A 14,668-nucleotide genomic window follows, 5' to 3' on the forward strand; every position below is an offset into this window, starting at 1 on the left:
CAATTTGGACACTAGTCGCGTGTCAGTCGGCGGTGGGTCACCCTATGCGGACGGGCCGCATCGATACCAAGTCGTTCCACTTTGTTCTCTTCGTAGGCAGCGAAGTTGCCCTCGAACCAGAACCATTTGGCTTCGTTGTCGTCGTCGCCCTCCCACGCCAGGATGTGCGTGCAGGTGCGGTCGAGGAACCAGCGGTCGTGGGAAATCACGACCGCGCAGCCGGGGAAGTTCTCCAACGCGTTCTCCAACGAGCTCAGTGTCTCCACGTCGAGATCGTTCGTCGGCTCGTCGAGCAGGATCAGGTTGCCGCCCTCCTTGAGGGTGAGCGCCATGTTGAGCCGGTTGCGTTCACCGCCGGACAGCACGCCGGCCGGTTTCTGCTGATCAGGCCCCTTGAACCCGAACGCGGAGACGTAGGCCCGCGACGGGATCTCGTTCTGGCCGACCTCGATGTAGTCCAGCTTGTCGGACACGACCTCCCAGACCGTCTTCTTGGGGTCGATGCGCGCCCTGGACTGGTCGACGTAGCTCAGCTTGACGGTCTCCCCGACTTTGACGGTGCCGCTGTCGGGCTGCTCGAGGCCGACGATCGTCTTGAACAGCGTCGTCTTGCCGACGCCGTTGGGCCCGATGACGCCGACGATGCCGTTGCGGGGCAGCGTGAACGACAGGTCCTTGATCAACGGCCTGCCGTCGAAGCCCTTGTCGAGGTGATCGACCTCAACGACCACGCTGCCCAGCCGCGGCCCGGTCGGGATCTGAATCTCCTCGAAGTCGAGCTTGCGGGTCTTCTCGGCTTCGGCAGCCATCTCTTCGTAGCGCTGCAGACGCGCCTTGCTCTTGGCCTGCCGCGCTTTGGCGCCGGACCGAACCCATTCCAGCTCGTCCTTCAGCCGCTTCTGCAGCTTGGCGTCCTTACGGCCCTGAACCGCGATGCGCTCGGCCTTCTTTTCCAGGTAGGTGGAGTAGTTGCCCTCATAGGGGAACGCGCGGCCGCGGTCGAGTTCGAGAATCCATTCGGCGACGTTGTCGAGGAAGTACCGGTCGTGGGTGACGGCCAGGATGGCGCCCTTGTATTCAGCGAGGTGCTGTTCTAGCCACAACACGCTCTCGGCATCGAGGTGGTTGGTCGGCTCGTCGAGCAGAAGGAGATCGGGCTTGGACAGCAGCAGCTTGCAGAGCGCGACGCGGCGGCGCTCGCCACCCGACAGGTGGGTGACGGGCTCGTCGGGCGGCGGGCAGCGCAGTGCGTCCATCGCCTGCTCGAGCTGAGAATCGATGTCCCATGCGTCGGCGGCGTCCAGTTCCTCCTGCAGATGGCCCATCTCCTCCATCAGCTCGTCGGTGTAGTCGGTGGCCATCAGCTCGGCGACCTCGTTGTAGCGGTTGAGTTTGGCCTTAATGGCCACGCCGTCCTCGACGTTCTCGCGCACCGTCTTTGTTTCGTCGAGCTCGGGCTCCTGCTGCAGGATGCCTACCGACGCGCCCGGCTGCAGCAGCGCGTCGCCGTTGTTGGGAACGTCCAGTCCGGCCATGATCCGCAAGACGCTCGACTTACCGGCCCCGTTCGGGCCGACGACGCCGATCTTCGCGCCTGGAAGGAAGTTCAGACTGACGTCGTCAAGGATCACCTTGTCGCCGTGCGCCTTGCGGACCTTCCGCATCGAATAGATGAATTCGGCCATGCCGTGTGGTTGCCTTTCCGCGAAGCAATGTGAGTCTTTGGTAATGCTCGCGGACCATCGTAGGCGTGGCCGAATCTAGCTACGCCGACAGAGGCAGCGCCTTCGCATCGGGTGCAGACTCGTCATCGCCGCTGGCCGTGGATTCATCGGCAGTTTCAGGGGCTGACGAGTCGGCCTCGTCGACATTGCTGCTGGTGTGGCTCGTCTTTTCGATGATGCGCACGATGCAGCGTGCAAGATCCGGTCCCACCGAGGTGGCCCGCATTTCCACCGATGAGCGTCGGACGCCGTCGCGGTCCTCGTACTCGCTGGTGTACACGTGGCCAACAACGATCACGGGCGAACCCTTCCCCAACGCAGCGCCGACGCCGGTGACGAGGCGACTCCAGCAGTTGACCGTGACGAACAGCGAGTTACCGGGCTCCCACGTGCCATCGGCTGTGCGCCGCCGCGAATTGCTCGCGACGCGGAACTTGATGACCTCCTGGTCGCCGACCTGGCGGCGGACGGGGTCGTTGACGATGGTGCCGACGACTGTGATCGGTGTCTCGAACATTTCTGATTCCTTCTGTCATTGATTCATCTGAGTCCGACGAAACGCCGGTACCAGCCATTGACGTCGGGGTCGCTGACAGATCGACGACCGCACAGGGCGGACTGGCCTGGGCTGTGGATGAATTGCGGACTGTGGATGGCCCGCTGGCCGCGGAAGGGGACTTTCGACACTCGGGTTGGCGAGGGCGCCGTACCGGTCTTAGTACAGAGGTGACCACGCCGAGGTTCGCAGAAGCCGGCTCTCCCATTGGTCGCGGTATTTGAGCGCCTCGAACATGTACGTGCCCGGCCCTCGGTGCTCGGGTGGAATCTCGGCGGTGAGCAGATGGACGAGGGTGGCGTAGTCGTTGGCAGATGAAATCCTCTGCCACAGCATGGCTTCTCGCCTCTTGTAGCTGCCGTGCGCGACCTGAAAGCACGCCTGGATGTCCAGTATCTGCGATGTCTTTGACAGCGGTCGGTAGTAGATCTCATCCCATGCGCGGATGTAATCGTCTAGCGGCGCGGAGGGCCACCCGGTGTCCTCCATGAAGAGGCTCAACGGATGCGTAGCCCCGTCGGTCGGCACCCTGGCCAGGTCCACCTCCTGCAGTGGCGACCAGTCGACCGGAAGCAAGATCTTGCCCGTCACCTCGTGACGCAGGTTGTCCAATTCGCTCATCCACGGCTGCAGATCGCCCGCTTGTGCTCGACGTCCCAGCCGCTCCCACGCGGCGCCGTCGGCGATCGCGGTGATGGTGACGACGTTGTAGGACAGTCCGGAGCCGTGAGCGTGGTTGGTGTACCAGAGAAGACGCGCCTCATCGCCCTCGGCCAGTGTGGGCATCCAGCCCTCGCGGTAGGCGGCCTCGAACTCGTCCTCGCGCGCACCTACCACCTTGTGCGTCTCGTGAAGGAACAGCACGGCAGCTCCTCTCGCTGGCTTAGGCCCCGTCGGCAATCAGAGCGGCGAGCCGACGTCGGTTCACCTTGCCGGTGTCGTTGTACGGAATGTGGTCGACGATCCTCAGGCGCTCCGGCAGCTTGAAGTAGGCGATCAGCTCGCGGCAGTGCGAGCGCAGTTCGTCGAGCGTCAGCGACGTCCGCGCCACCACCGCTGCACCCACCCGCTGACCCATCTCTTCGTCGGCGATACCGGCGACCGCCACGTCGCTCACGGCTGGATGCGTCCGAATGGCCTCCTCGACCTCGATCGGACCGAACTTTTCTCCTGCGCGGTTAATGGTGTCCTTCAGTCGGCCGCTCGGATAGATGTAGCCGTCGGCGTCCCGGTGCGCGAGATCCCCGGTGTGTAGCCAGCCGTCGACGACGTTCTGGCTCGTGTTCACCCACAACTCCCCGACAGTTCCCGGCTCGACATCGATACCGGTGTCGGGGTCGACCACTCGGACCTCGACGCCCGGCAGCGGTCGGCCGACAGAACCCACGCGGTTGGGATCTCGGTGATCGTCTGGCAGCAGAGTCGTGTACGCGCCCAAAGTCTCGGTCTGCCCAAATACATTGGCGAATCCCACATGTGGCAGCGCGTCCATCGCCCTGCGCACCAACGCGGCAGGCGCGGCCGCGGCCCCGTAGGCGATGACGGCCAGCGACGAGAGGTCGGCGTTCTCGAAGTCGGGATGATCGAGGATCCGCTGCAGCATCGTCGGTACCATGAAAGTGGAAGCCACCCGGTGTTCTTGCACCAGGCGCAACCACTCTCCGGCGTCGAACCGGTCCTGCACCACGTAGGTGTTGCCCGAGTACAGGTTGCCGAGCACGCCGACGGCGCCGCCGACGTGGAAGAAGGGGACGCTCATCATGCTCACCGTGGGCGCGGCGTCTGCCCGAAATGGTGTGGCGACTCCCTTTATTCGCGCTGTCAGCTGCCGGTTGGTGATGCCAATCGCCTTCGGCAGACCGGTTGTGCCACTGGTGAACAGGACGAGGCCGTCGCGGTCATCGACATCGTCGGCCGTCGAAGGCGTGGCAGCCACACCGTCGAGCAACAGGTCACTGGCCGTAAGCGCCTGAGCCACACCGGCTTCCACCAAACGTGCCGCATATGCCTGCCCTGCGACACCCACATCGGCGCAGTCGGCGTTGGCGACGAGACCGCGAATCTCAACAGATGTCAGGGCGGGGTTCATCAGTGCCGCCGCGGCACCGATCCGCGCGGCGCCCAACATCGTCGCGATCGACAGCTCGCTGCCGACGTCCACGACGGCGACGCGCCGACCCGTCAGCCCATGGGCGGACAGCCGGGCTGCGCAGCGATCGACGGCCGCTGCCAGTTCGCGGTAGGTGATCGTTCGCCCACCGATGATGAGCGCGGCGCGGGCAGGATCGCCGGCCGCGGGCGCGTCGAGGATTGTGCTGATGTTCATCTGCCGCGCTCAGTAAAGGGGTGACCAGGCGGAGGTTCGCAGCAGCCGGCTGGTCCACTGATCGCGCAGCTCGAGCGCGTCGTGCATCCACGTCCCTGGGCCGCGGTGCTCAGGAGGAATCTCGGTCTGAATGAGCTTCAGAAGCGCCTGTGGGTCGTGGATGCGCTGCATCAGCGCCACCTCGCGGCGCAGCTGGCTGCCAAGGGCAGGCTGGAAGGCGGCCTCAATGGTGAGCAGCGGGTTAGGCCGGTCCAGGCTCTTGGAGTACACCTCCCCGCATCGCTCGATGTACTCACCAAACTTGTCCTCGTAGGGCCACATGGTGTCTTCCATGTAAAGGGTCAGCTCATGCTCCCGGCCATCCGCGGGAACCTGGTCGAACTCCACGTCCTTCAGTGGCGACCATGCAAGTGGGACAAGCAATTTGGCTTCGACGTCGTGGCGGAGCTCATCGAGGTCGCGCATCCACTTCCGCAGATCTCCACTCTGTATCCGCAGCGCCAGGCGCTCCCACGCGCTGCCGTCCCGAACCGCAGTCACCGTCACGACCGTGTAAGCGGGCCCGGTCCCATGCGCCTGGTTCGCGTACCACAGCAACCGGGCATCGTCGCCGCTGCCGAGCAAAGGCATCCAAGCGTTACGAAAAGCGGCTTCGAAGCTGTCTTCGGCGCGACCGCGCACCTTGTGTACCTCATGCATGAAAAGCACGCCGAGACCTCCAAGCGCGGGCGCTGCATCTGGACAGCGACACCGAGAGTCTGGTTTCCTCACAAGGGTAACGGCCCTCGCATGCAGGGAGTTCGATGATGGCAAGGCTCGATGTGCCCGACGGCCCCGGCGGCGAAGCCGCGATGATCTGGACGTTACGACCTCAGCTCTGCGCCATGGTCGAGCGGATGATCCGCGGCGCCTATCAGGACAGCATCCTGCCTGCGAACGAGCGTGAACTCGCCAGGATGCGAATCGCCCAGATCAACGATTGCACCGCGTGCTCGGACTTTCGCGCGCCGTCAGTGCTGGACGCGGGCATCGCACCAGAGCTCTACGAGAACGTAGCTGCGTACGCCACCTACCCCGGTTACACGCCGCGCCAGCGCCTTGCGATTGAGTACGCCGATCGCTTCGCCATTGACCACGCCTCCATCGACGACGCATTCTTCGAACGACTACACGAGCTGTTCAGCGACGAGGAGATCCTCGACCTGACACTGTGCGTCGCTGTCTTTCTCGGCCTCGGTCGGACGTTGACCGTGCTCGGCGTCGATCAATCCTGTGCGATCGACGTCTGACCGGTGGACATCGCCTCGGTCGACGAACTTCTCACCACCACACGGTCGGTGCGCAAACGCCTCGACCTGACGCGGCCGGTCGAACGTCACGTCATTCTGGAATGCGTGCGGCTCGCGATGCAGGCACCCACCGCGAGCAATGCCCAAGACTGGCGCTGGCTGGTGGTCACCGACGCCGACAAGCGCACCGCGATCGCCGAGATCTACCGCAGCATCGGTGCCGAATATCTTGCGCACGCCGCCTCAACGGAATCCGACTCCCAGACCCGACGCGTGTATGAAAGCGCCCTCGGGCTCACCGAGACCCTGGCGAAGGTTCCGGTTCACGTAATCCCTTGTCTGACAAGCCGTATCGACGGCAGCAACCAGGTGGCCGCCGCGTCGGCGTGGGCCTCGATCATCCCTGCCGGCTGGAGTTTCCTGCTGGCGCTTCGATCACGCGGTCTGGGGTCCGTGTGGACGACCATGCATCTGGCCAAAGAACGCGAGGTCGGGGAACTCCTGGGAATCCCCGCCGGCGTGACCCAGGCGGCGCTGTTCCCGGTGGCCTACACAATCGGCAATGACTTCCGGCCGGCCTCGCGGCCACCACCGGAGACCGTCACGTTTTGGAACTCCTGGGAAGGAGAGCACTGATGCAGTCCTACACCGTGCGATTCCACATCGACGCACCTCCGAGAAGGGTGTGGCGCGTGCTGCATCCCCCGGTGCCCCCGAACTCGCCAAGACCGCGCGTCCTCAAGTGGCCTACGGGCAGCATGGAGATCCTCCACGAAGGCGACGAGGCCGGTGAGGGTCTCGTGCGCACCTGCATCTTCGAGGTACCCAAGTATCTGTTGTCGGGGGGCAAGGGGCGGTCGTTTGAAACGGTGACCGAAGGCAAGCTCAACAAGCTGTCGCGGTACATTGCGGTCGGTGCGCCGCTGTGGTCACGCGCCGAGGGCTATCACGAACTCGAGGAACAGTCCGACGGCACAACGGTGCTCACGTTCCACGAGACGTATCACGCCTATAACCCCGTGCTGCGATTCCTTCTGGAACGTCCCGTGCACGCGAAAATCTCTCGCGACAATCTTGAGACTTACGAGCACGCGCTGGGCTTCGCCGGCACCGTCACGCGATTGACTTAGTGTGCCGGCGGTTCGCCGCCGCTAACGCGACTGCCCATCCCGACGCGCCAATTCTGTCAGCATCGCGTTGTACGCGGCCAGGTCCGCATCGTCGTCGCGATCAGCAGCGCGGTCGAGTCGCTTGGCGGTGCGTTCGTCGCTGCGGCGCCACTGGATCAGCAGCGCGATCATCACCACAACGAGCGGCACTTCGCCTGCCGCCCAGGCGATTCCACCTCCGAGACGCTGATCACCCAACAGATCGGTATGCCAGCTGAGCTGCAGCGAGCGGTAAAACGACTCGCCCAGAACGGTTTTCATACTCATCATCACCACACCGAAAAACGCGTGCAGCGGCAATGACGCGAACACCATCGCAAGCTTGCCCAATTGCGGTATCTGCCGAGGCGTCGGGTCGATGCCGATCACCACCCAGTAGAACAGGTAGCCCGACAGCAGGAAGTGGACGTTCATCAGCACATGCGCGGCGTGATTGTCGACTGCGGCGTCGAAGAGGCCGCCGAAATACAGCCCGTAAAAGCCCGCGACGAACAGCACCGTCGCCACGATCGGGTGGGTCAGGAACTGCGACACCCGCGAGTGCAGCGCCGCCAGCAGCCACTCCCGCGGCCCCGGTGGATCGCCGCGACCTGCCGTCGGAAGCGCCCGCAGAGCCAGCGTCACCGGCGCACCGAGCACCAACAAAATCGGCACCAGCATCGACAGCAGCATGTGCGCCACCATGTGCATCGAAAACATCGCCGGCATGTAGCGCCCGAGGCCCGACGACGTCGCGAACAGCAGCGCCGCGCATCCGCACAGCCACCCCAGCGTCCGGCCCACCGGCCAGGCGTCGCCGCGGCGACGCAACCGGCGCACACCGGCCAGGTACAGCACCGCCAGAACGATCGCGGCCGTTCCGAAGATCAGGTCGAAACGCCAATCGAACAGCACGCGTGCCAGCGTCGGCGGCCCGGCGAAGTCATACCCGATCGCCACCTCGACAGGACTCGGCTCCCGCAGCAGCGGCGGCGGAGGCGTCCTACCCAAGCCGACCGCGATGCCGAACGTCAGCCCGAACACCGCAGCCTCGACCAGCGCCAGGCGGATCAGGGGACCGCGCGCCGACGGATCGGCTCGCAAGGCCACGAGGCTGCTTCTGCGCTGCCGCCAGCCGAGCAACCCCAGCACACACAAAGCCACAAACTTGCCGATCACCAGCCAGCCGTAGTCGGTGCGTACCAAATCGGGCACAGGCACCCGCACCAATGCATTGACCACCCCGCTCGCGGCCATCGCGACGAAGCACCACAACGCCAGAGCCGAGAACCGCCGGGCCGCCAGGTCCGCATGTTCACCGGCGCGCATCGCGTGCACCAGCAGCGCCAACAGGCCGCCCGCCCACAAGGCGCCCGCAGCCAGGTGGATCAGCAGGCTGTTGGTCGCCATGTCATGTGCGCCGCCGGCAGACGAATGGCCCGTCAGGCCCAGCGGCGCCAACGTCAGCAGCGCCCCGGCAAGCAGCACCGGCGTCCACGCCCACCGCAACACCGGCAGGCTGGCCACCGTCACCGCCGCGGCGAGGAACGCGGTCCACCGCCACGCTCCGGCGATGTCGACAATGCTGGCCGCCGACCAGATACCGGCGGGATTGAGATGTTCGCGCAGCGGCTGGCCGGAAACGTCTGACACCGTCAGCGGCACGAGCAGCGCCGCGCACACCGTCCAGACCGCCGACGCGGCCGTTCCCAGCCGCAGCGCACGGTATCCGGCGGCGTCGAGCACGCCGTTCGGCTGTGGCGGCACCAGAAACGCCGCGAACAGAAACGACCCGGCGGCCAGCACCGCGGCGATCTCCCCCGCCGCCCGCACGAACGGCAAGCCGTAAGTGGTCACGGGTCCCGGGTCGGGCAGGCCCGTCGCGGTCAGCGCGTCAGCCAGCGACAGCGCGCCGATGCCCGCGGCGGTTGCCCCGGCCAGCACCGCGACTCCGACGAGCACGGGCCACACCGCGCTGGTGCGCACAGTCGATGCCGCCGTGGTCATAGGCACCAGCGTATGGCGTGAACCCTCGCTGGCCTGCGGGCCGTCCTCGCTACGCGGACTCGCTGCGTAGGCCGCGGCGCTCCATCTCACGGGCTGCGAACTGCTCACGAGAGATCTGCTCGACCTCGTCCATGTCTTGCAGAACGGCCCGCAGTTCGTTGCGGAATTGGGCCCGGCGCTCGCCCAGATCGGCGGCGGGTTCCAACAGATGCTGGTCGGCGGCGACCTGACGCGCGGTGGCGAACAACAACGCAGAGACTGCGTCGTTACTACGCACCCGGTCCTGTGCCGCGTACTGGCGGCCCAAGCCAAGCGCTTTGTTCGTCAATTCCTTCTCGCCGATCTCGGCGGACGCGTCGCACAAGACCTCGGCCACGATCTCGTACGCCTCGAAGAACGGGCGCAGCATGGCCCCGACGACAAGCGGTCGCTTGGCTCGCAGCAGCATCTTGATCTGGTCGCCGCCGGCTGCGACTTGGTTTTCCCAATTCTCATGCCAGGACATCTCTTCTGCGATGTGCTCGCGAAAGGCTGCCGAGTCAGCGAAGTAGAAGTCGAACTTCAGTAGATCGCGCAGTCGCGCCACCTGAGCCCAAAACACTTGCACGCCATCACCGTCTGCCCGGTGCGCGTGAGCGAGCGCCAACTCTATGATTGACGTCTCCAAGAACGCGTCGATCAACGTGTTGCGGTAGAACGATGCCTCGTGTTCGTCCGACGGCGCGATGTACCAAACCGGCTCGCGGCCGCCGTCGACCCTCGTGATCGGGTGTCCGTTCGACAACGCGTCGACCGCGGCGCGGACACCGTCCGGTGTGCGAAGTCGCAACGCGCTGTTGGTCATCGGAGTCTGTTTGCGCTCCAGATAGTCGAGCGAATCCTGCAAGGTGTGGTGCAGCTGGTCCAGGGTCAGGGCCCTGCCGCGGGCGGCGAGCAGCAGCGCCGACACCAGCGCGGTCGCATTTACAGGGGTGGCCCGCAATATGCGCCACGCCACTTCGAAAGCCATCTTCTGCATCGCCAGACGTTTGGCGTCCTTGTCTGTGGCCATCTGGCCGTGCGGCTCGCCGAGGTATTCGCGCATCGAAACGGCCTCGGGGAAGCGGACGTAGATCTTGCCGTAATTGCGCTCGCCCTGAGCCTTGATGAAGTGGTAAAGCCACCCCAGCCCTTCGGGTGTCTTCTCGCCGCCGCGCGCGTAGGCCGCATACTCGGCCGTCTCATGCAGTTGATCGAAACTGATCGACACCGGCTGCAGCAGGATGTCGTCGCTGCGGCCGTCGAGATATGCGTCAGCGACGTAAGCGAGCAGGCCGAGTTTCGGAGGCAACATCTTTCCGGTCCGCGAGCGTGTCCCCTCGATCGACCAGCTCAGGTTGAATCGCTTCTCGACGATGTATCCGACGAACTGCCGCAGAACATACTTGTACAGCGGATCGTCGAGCTTGCGTCGAAGGAAGATTACGCCGGAGTGGCGCATCAGCGGCCCCATGAACCCGAACGACAAGTTGATGCCAGCGAACGTATGTACCGGCGGTAACCTGTTCTCTTGCATGGCGACTGGCACTATTACGCCGTCGAGGTAAGACCGATGGGAGAACAGCAGCACGGCCGGATGAGTCTCCAGCGCGCGCCGCATAGCTTCGACCTGATCGCGGTCGTAGTCGATGTTGGGATCGAAGCCGCGACTGAAGATGGCACGGCCCAATGCCGGAATCAGATCGACGGAGAACCGACTCCAGCCGGTGGAGAGCTCATCGAGCATCTCCCCCGCTTTATCGACGTCCGCATCCGGGATCTGTTCCAGCCCTTCACGAAAGCGCGCCGAAGCCAGCAGCTCGGGCTTGATCAACCGGGGTGACTTGTACTCCGGTCCGAGCAGGCGCAGCTCGACGCGTTCGATCGCGAGGATGGCCCGACGCAGGACGAACCGCGCGAACTCGCGCGGGTTCTCCGCTGTGGTGTTGTCGCTCCACTGCTGGCGCAGCTCAGACACTTTCGCGGGTTCGCCAGCCACCACTCGTGCGCGTGACGGGTCCTTGTGAAGAATGCGACGCTGCAGGATTTCGGGTGGCCGGTAGGTGTCACGGCCGGACAGGAACGCCACGACCTTGGATCGGGTGGGCAGTCCACCTGGTATCCAGAACACACGCACCGGCACGACGGACCGGTCTTCGTCGGCGTCAAGAAGTTCCACCAGCTGGGCCAGCACTGCTCCGGGGGGATCATCGTCGACGGGTAACCGAAGCACTTCCACATTTGAGTCTGGGTGTTCCCGCCGCTGGCGTTCCAGCCAGTCGTTGAGCAGCTCCTGTTCGGCGGGCGACGACACCGACGCGAGCACCAGCGCGTCGTCAGTGGCGGTGAAGGGCGCGTAACTGTCGGCGGGGACTTTCACGGCCGGCCTTTCGCGGCGGCCTTTTTCGTCGCCTTCTTGGCTGCTTTCTTCGCCGGTGCGTCCGCCGCTTTCTTGGCTGTCTTCTTCACCGCTTTCTTGGCGGCCTTCTTCGCAGGGGCTTTCTTGGCCGGGGCCTTCTTCCGGTCGTAGAGCTCGGCGGTGGGCACCGCGTCGTGCGGCCAGGCCTTGAGGGTGTCGAGATACAGCTGGCGGACTTCGGCGATGCGCTCGGGAAGGTTGTCATGGGTCCAGTCGTCGACCGGAATCGGCGGATACACAACGACGTCGACGGTGCCGGGGTTGAAGGTGCTCGAGTCGCGCGCGGCGATGACCTCAGCGTTGCGAATGATTATGGGCACGATCGGGATTCCGGCCGACATCGCGATGCGGAAGGGTCCCTTCTTGAACTGGCCCACTTCGGTGGTGTCGAGGCGCGTGCCTTCCGGCGCGATGAGAATGGACAAGCCTTTCTTGGCGAGTTCCTCCACCTTCCTGAGCCCTTCGACCGCCTTCTGCGGGTCGTCGCGGTCGATGAAGGCCGCATCCATGATCTTTCCCATGGTGCCGACGATGGGGTCGTTCTCGAGCTCCTTCTTGCCGACCGAGGTGAAGTTGTCCTTGACCAACGTGCCCGCGATCATCGGGTCAGCCTGGTTACGGTGGTTGAAGATGAACACCGCAGGCCGCTGAGCGGTCAAGTTCTCCCTGCCGAGCACGTTGAGGTTGATCCCCGTGAGGGTCAACAAAGTGCGGCCGAACGTCGACGTGAAGAAGTTGACGCCGGTGCGCTTGTTGCGGGTAAGCAGCCCAAGGCCGAGGGCCCCTGCCGCGATCGGCCCCAGCGACGCGATACCCGCAACCGTCCGCAATTGCGAAACCGGGTTGGCGCCACTACGGCTGGTGAACCGCAACACCGGCCAACCGCGTTTGGCCGCGACAGCGGCGAGCTTGCCCGCCGGGTTGGTCGGCCGAGGATTGCCGACGAGGTACATCAACGCGACGTCTTCGTCGCCGTCGGCATAGAAGTAGCTCTTGGACAGGTCGACGCTGTTCTTCGCGGCGAACGCCTGTACCGCCCTTGCCTTGCCTGGCCCCCACAGGATTGGCCTGAGCACTTCCCCTGTGATGCAACCGTTTTCGTCGGTCTCGAACTTGTTGCTCAGCACGTTGTCGATGCCGAGGTATCGCGCCACCGGTTCCACCTGCACCGTCAGCGCCGACGAGCTGAGCACGACGGTGTGCCCGCGGGCCTGGTGGGCACGCACGAGATCGCGCATTTCCGGATAGATGCGGCCGACGATCTTCTGCTCGAACAGGCGCTCGGCAAGCTCGTCGATGTCGGCGAGCGAACTGCCGCGCAGCATTCGGGCGCCCTTGCCGATGAGGTCCTCGAACTCCGAGCGGCCCAACTGATGGTTGAGCCCGGCCTGCACCATCCCGATGAATTCGCCGACGGACATCTGGCGTCGGCGTAACCGGTCTTGGGTCATGACGACGCCGGTGAAGCCGGCGACGAGAGTGCCGTCGAGATCGAAAAACGCGCCCACCTCGGGCCCGGACGGGCTGGCCTCGATCTCGGCGACCGATCCGGGCAGCCGCAATGTACGGGGATTGGACTGACCGTTAGCCGAAGTCATTGTGCCGCACTTCCGTTGGAGGAGACCGGGTTGAGTTCGGCGGTGTCGGTCGCGAACGACGCCGGCGCCGCCCGACCCTCACCGCCAAGGGCAAGCACTTCGTCGAACCCGGCCAGCAGGCAGCGCGCCCACAGCTCCGGGTCGGTGATCGACGCGCGGTCGTAACGCGTCGTGATCGTGCAATATCCGGCACGGGATATCAGCACGACCATCATCGCCACGCCGGGCAGCGGGCCAATCCCATACTGGCGCAGGATCTTTGCGCCCGCGATGAATGTGTCACCCGCATAGACGGGCACGTTGCTGGCCTGCACGTCGGAGTTGACGATCGAGCCGGCCATCGACTCAAGGACGGTGTCAGGCAGCAGGCTGAGCACCGGTGCAATAGCGCCCATCATGTCGATCGCGCGCTCGTCGCGCTTGCGGGTCATCTGGGAGCGGATGTTCTTGATCCGCACCTGCGGGTCGGTGAGGCTGATCGGGGCAGCCAGGTTGACCCCTGCGAAGCGGTTACCGCCGGCCGGGTCCGCCTCGGAGCGCAGGTTGACCGGCACCGCCATCGGCAGCGCGTCGATCGGAACACCCTTGGCTTCGTGATACATACGCAGGGCCCCGCATAACCCGGCGAGATAGGCGTCATTGATGGAGCCGCCCGCGGCCTTGGAAGCCCTGTGCAGGTCGCCGAACTCGATGTCGATCGCCTCGGTACGTGACGACAGGCTGCGGCGACGAAGCACCGGCGACGGCGGAGCGACAGGACCGACGACGCGGGCACCCGACATCGCGTACTCGACCACGTCGCCCATCCGCGATATCGGATCGCGGATCACTTCGCCCACCACGTGTGCGGCGCCAGAAAGCACACCTCCCAGCCGGCCCGCGATGGTGCTGGGCAGCCGGTTAATCCCTTGGCGCATCAGGTCGTTGGGTGAGAGGTCCTGCGGGATGGGCAGCGGCGGAGGGGCCTGCGCCGGTGGGTCGCGCTCGAGGTCGTAGATGTTGGCGAACATCTCGACGGCTCCGACGCCGTCGGTCACCGCGTGGCTGAGATGCATCATCACGGCCGCACAGCCGCCCTCGAGTCCTTCGACAAGGGTCGCCGTCCACAGTGGCCGTGAGATGTCGAGCGGTGACTGCGTGGCCACCTCGGCAAGGTCGAAGAGCTGGCGCAGCGTCCCGGGGTCGGGAACGCGGAGCCGACGGACATGGAAGTCCAGGTTGAAGTCTGGGTCGATCACCCAGCGCGGCGCCACGGTTGGCAGTGTCGGTGTTACGACTTTCTGACGGAGCCGCAGCACCTTGCGTGAGGCGTTCTCGAACCTGGCCCGGAAGCGATCCCAGTCCGGCGTCGCGTCGAGGATCTCCAGGGTCATGATGCCGGAACGGGTCCGCGGGTTGGCTTCGCCGCGATGCAAGATCTGGTCGAACGCGCTGAGTTCCTCCGGAAGTCCTGCCGCGTCGAGGTCCGGCACGTCACTCATGCTCGTCGCTCTCCTCCCCGGTCGAAGTGTGCTGCCACCACGCTAGTCCGCCGCCCGTTGGTACGGAGTGCCTTTATATAGCTGTTGCGGGCGCAGGGTTCC

General features: G+C 65.0%; 12 protein-coding genes. 3 read left to right on the forward strand and 9 right to left on the reverse strand.

Going from position 1 to position 14,668, the window contains the following annotated elements; all coding sequences use genetic code 11:
• Window positions 1–11: 11 nt before the first annotated feature.
• From ettA to ACWW36_RS28085, 5 genes are all read right to left on the reverse strand, one after another.
• Entirely contained in the window at window positions 12–1,685 is a 1,674-nt protein-coding gene (gene ettA, locus ACWW36_RS28065; protein ID WP_456139181.1) for an energy-dependent translational throttle protein EttA, read from the reverse strand.
• A gap of 79 nt (window positions 1,686–1,764) precedes the next feature.
• Complete coding sequence (locus tag ACWW36_RS28070; protein WP_456139182.1) at window positions 1,765–2,241, reverse strand: single-stranded DNA-binding protein; 477 nt, start codon at window positions 2,239–2,241, stop codon at window positions 1,765–1,767.
• Between the two features lie 198 nt (window positions 2,242–2,439).
• Window positions 2,440–3,144: a hypothetical protein gene (locus tag ACWW36_RS28075; protein ID WP_456139183.1), complete on the reverse strand. Its 705-nt coding sequence runs from the start codon at window positions 3,142–3,144 to the stop codon at window positions 2,440–2,442.
• Between the two features lie 19 nt (window positions 3,145–3,163).
• Window positions 3,164–4,606: a class I adenylate-forming enzyme family protein gene (locus ACWW36_RS28080; RefSeq protein WP_456139184.1), complete on the reverse strand. Its 1,443-nt coding sequence runs from the start codon at window positions 4,604–4,606 to the stop codon at window positions 3,164–3,166.
• 9 nt (window positions 4,607–4,615) lie between these two features.
• Window positions 4,616–5,305 carry a hypothetical protein gene (locus ACWW36_RS28085; protein ID WP_456142656.1) on the reverse strand — a complete coding sequence of 230 codons (690 nt, stop codon included), beginning with the start codon at window positions 5,303–5,305 and terminating at the stop codon, window positions 4,616–4,618.
• Between the two features lie 107 nt (window positions 5,306–5,412).
• Between ACWW36_RS28085 and ACWW36_RS28090 the strand changes: the two genes are divergently transcribed.
• Genes ACWW36_RS28090 through ACWW36_RS28100 form a run of 3 tightly spaced genes read left to right on the forward strand, consistent with a single transcriptional unit; the run spans window position 5,413 to window position 7,025 of the window.
• On the forward strand, window positions 5,413–5,895 hold the full coding sequence (locus ACWW36_RS28090; RefSeq protein WP_456139185.1) for a carboxymuconolactone decarboxylase family protein: 483 nt from the start codon (window positions 5,413–5,415) through the stop codon (window positions 5,893–5,895).
• 3 nt (window positions 5,896–5,898) lie between these two features.
• On the forward strand, window positions 5,899–6,531 hold the full coding sequence (locus tag ACWW36_RS28095; protein ID WP_456139186.1) for a nitroreductase family protein: 633 nt from the start codon (window positions 5,899–5,901) through the stop codon (window positions 6,529–6,531).
• Window positions 6,531–7,025, forward strand: coding sequence for an SRPBCC family protein (locus tag ACWW36_RS28100; protein WP_456139187.1), 495 nt, complete (start codon window positions 6,531–6,533; stop codon window positions 7,023–7,025). The genes ACWW36_RS28095 and ACWW36_RS28100 overlap by 1 nt, the downstream gene beginning before the upstream one ends.
• 21 nt (window positions 7,026–7,046) lie before the next feature.
• Here ACWW36_RS28100 and ACWW36_RS28105 read toward each other — a convergent pair whose 3' ends face one another.
• From ACWW36_RS28105 to ACWW36_RS28120, 4 genes are read right to left on the reverse strand one after another with little or no spacing between them, the layout of a single operon-like run.
• A complete protein-coding gene (locus tag ACWW36_RS28105; RefSeq protein ID WP_456139188.1) occupies window positions 7,047–9,050 on the reverse strand; it encodes a cytochrome c oxidase assembly protein in 2,004 nt (667 codons plus the stop codon).
• Between the two features lie 49 nt (window positions 9,051–9,099).
• Window positions 9,100–11,448: a glycerol-3-phosphate 1-O-acyltransferase gene (locus ACWW36_RS28110; protein WP_456139189.1), complete on the reverse strand. Its 2,349-nt coding sequence runs from the start codon at window positions 11,446–11,448 to the stop codon at window positions 9,100–9,102.
• On the reverse strand, window positions 11,445–13,085 hold the full coding sequence (locus ACWW36_RS28115) for an HAD-IB family hydrolase (RefSeq protein ID WP_456139190.1): 1,641 nt from the start codon (window positions 13,083–13,085) through the stop codon (window positions 11,445–11,447). Before ACWW36_RS28115 ends, ACWW36_RS28110 begins: the two co-directional genes overlap by 4 nt.
• On the reverse strand, window positions 13,082–14,566 hold the full coding sequence (locus ACWW36_RS28120; protein ID WP_456139191.1) for a wax ester/triacylglycerol synthase family O-acyltransferase: 1,485 nt from the start codon (window positions 14,564–14,566) through the stop codon (window positions 13,082–13,084). The genes ACWW36_RS28115 and ACWW36_RS28120 overlap by 4 nt, the downstream gene beginning before the upstream one ends.
• Window positions 14,567–14,668: the final 102 nt, after the last annotated feature.

It is taken from the genome of Mycobacterium sp. MMS18-G62 (assembly GCF_053877835.1).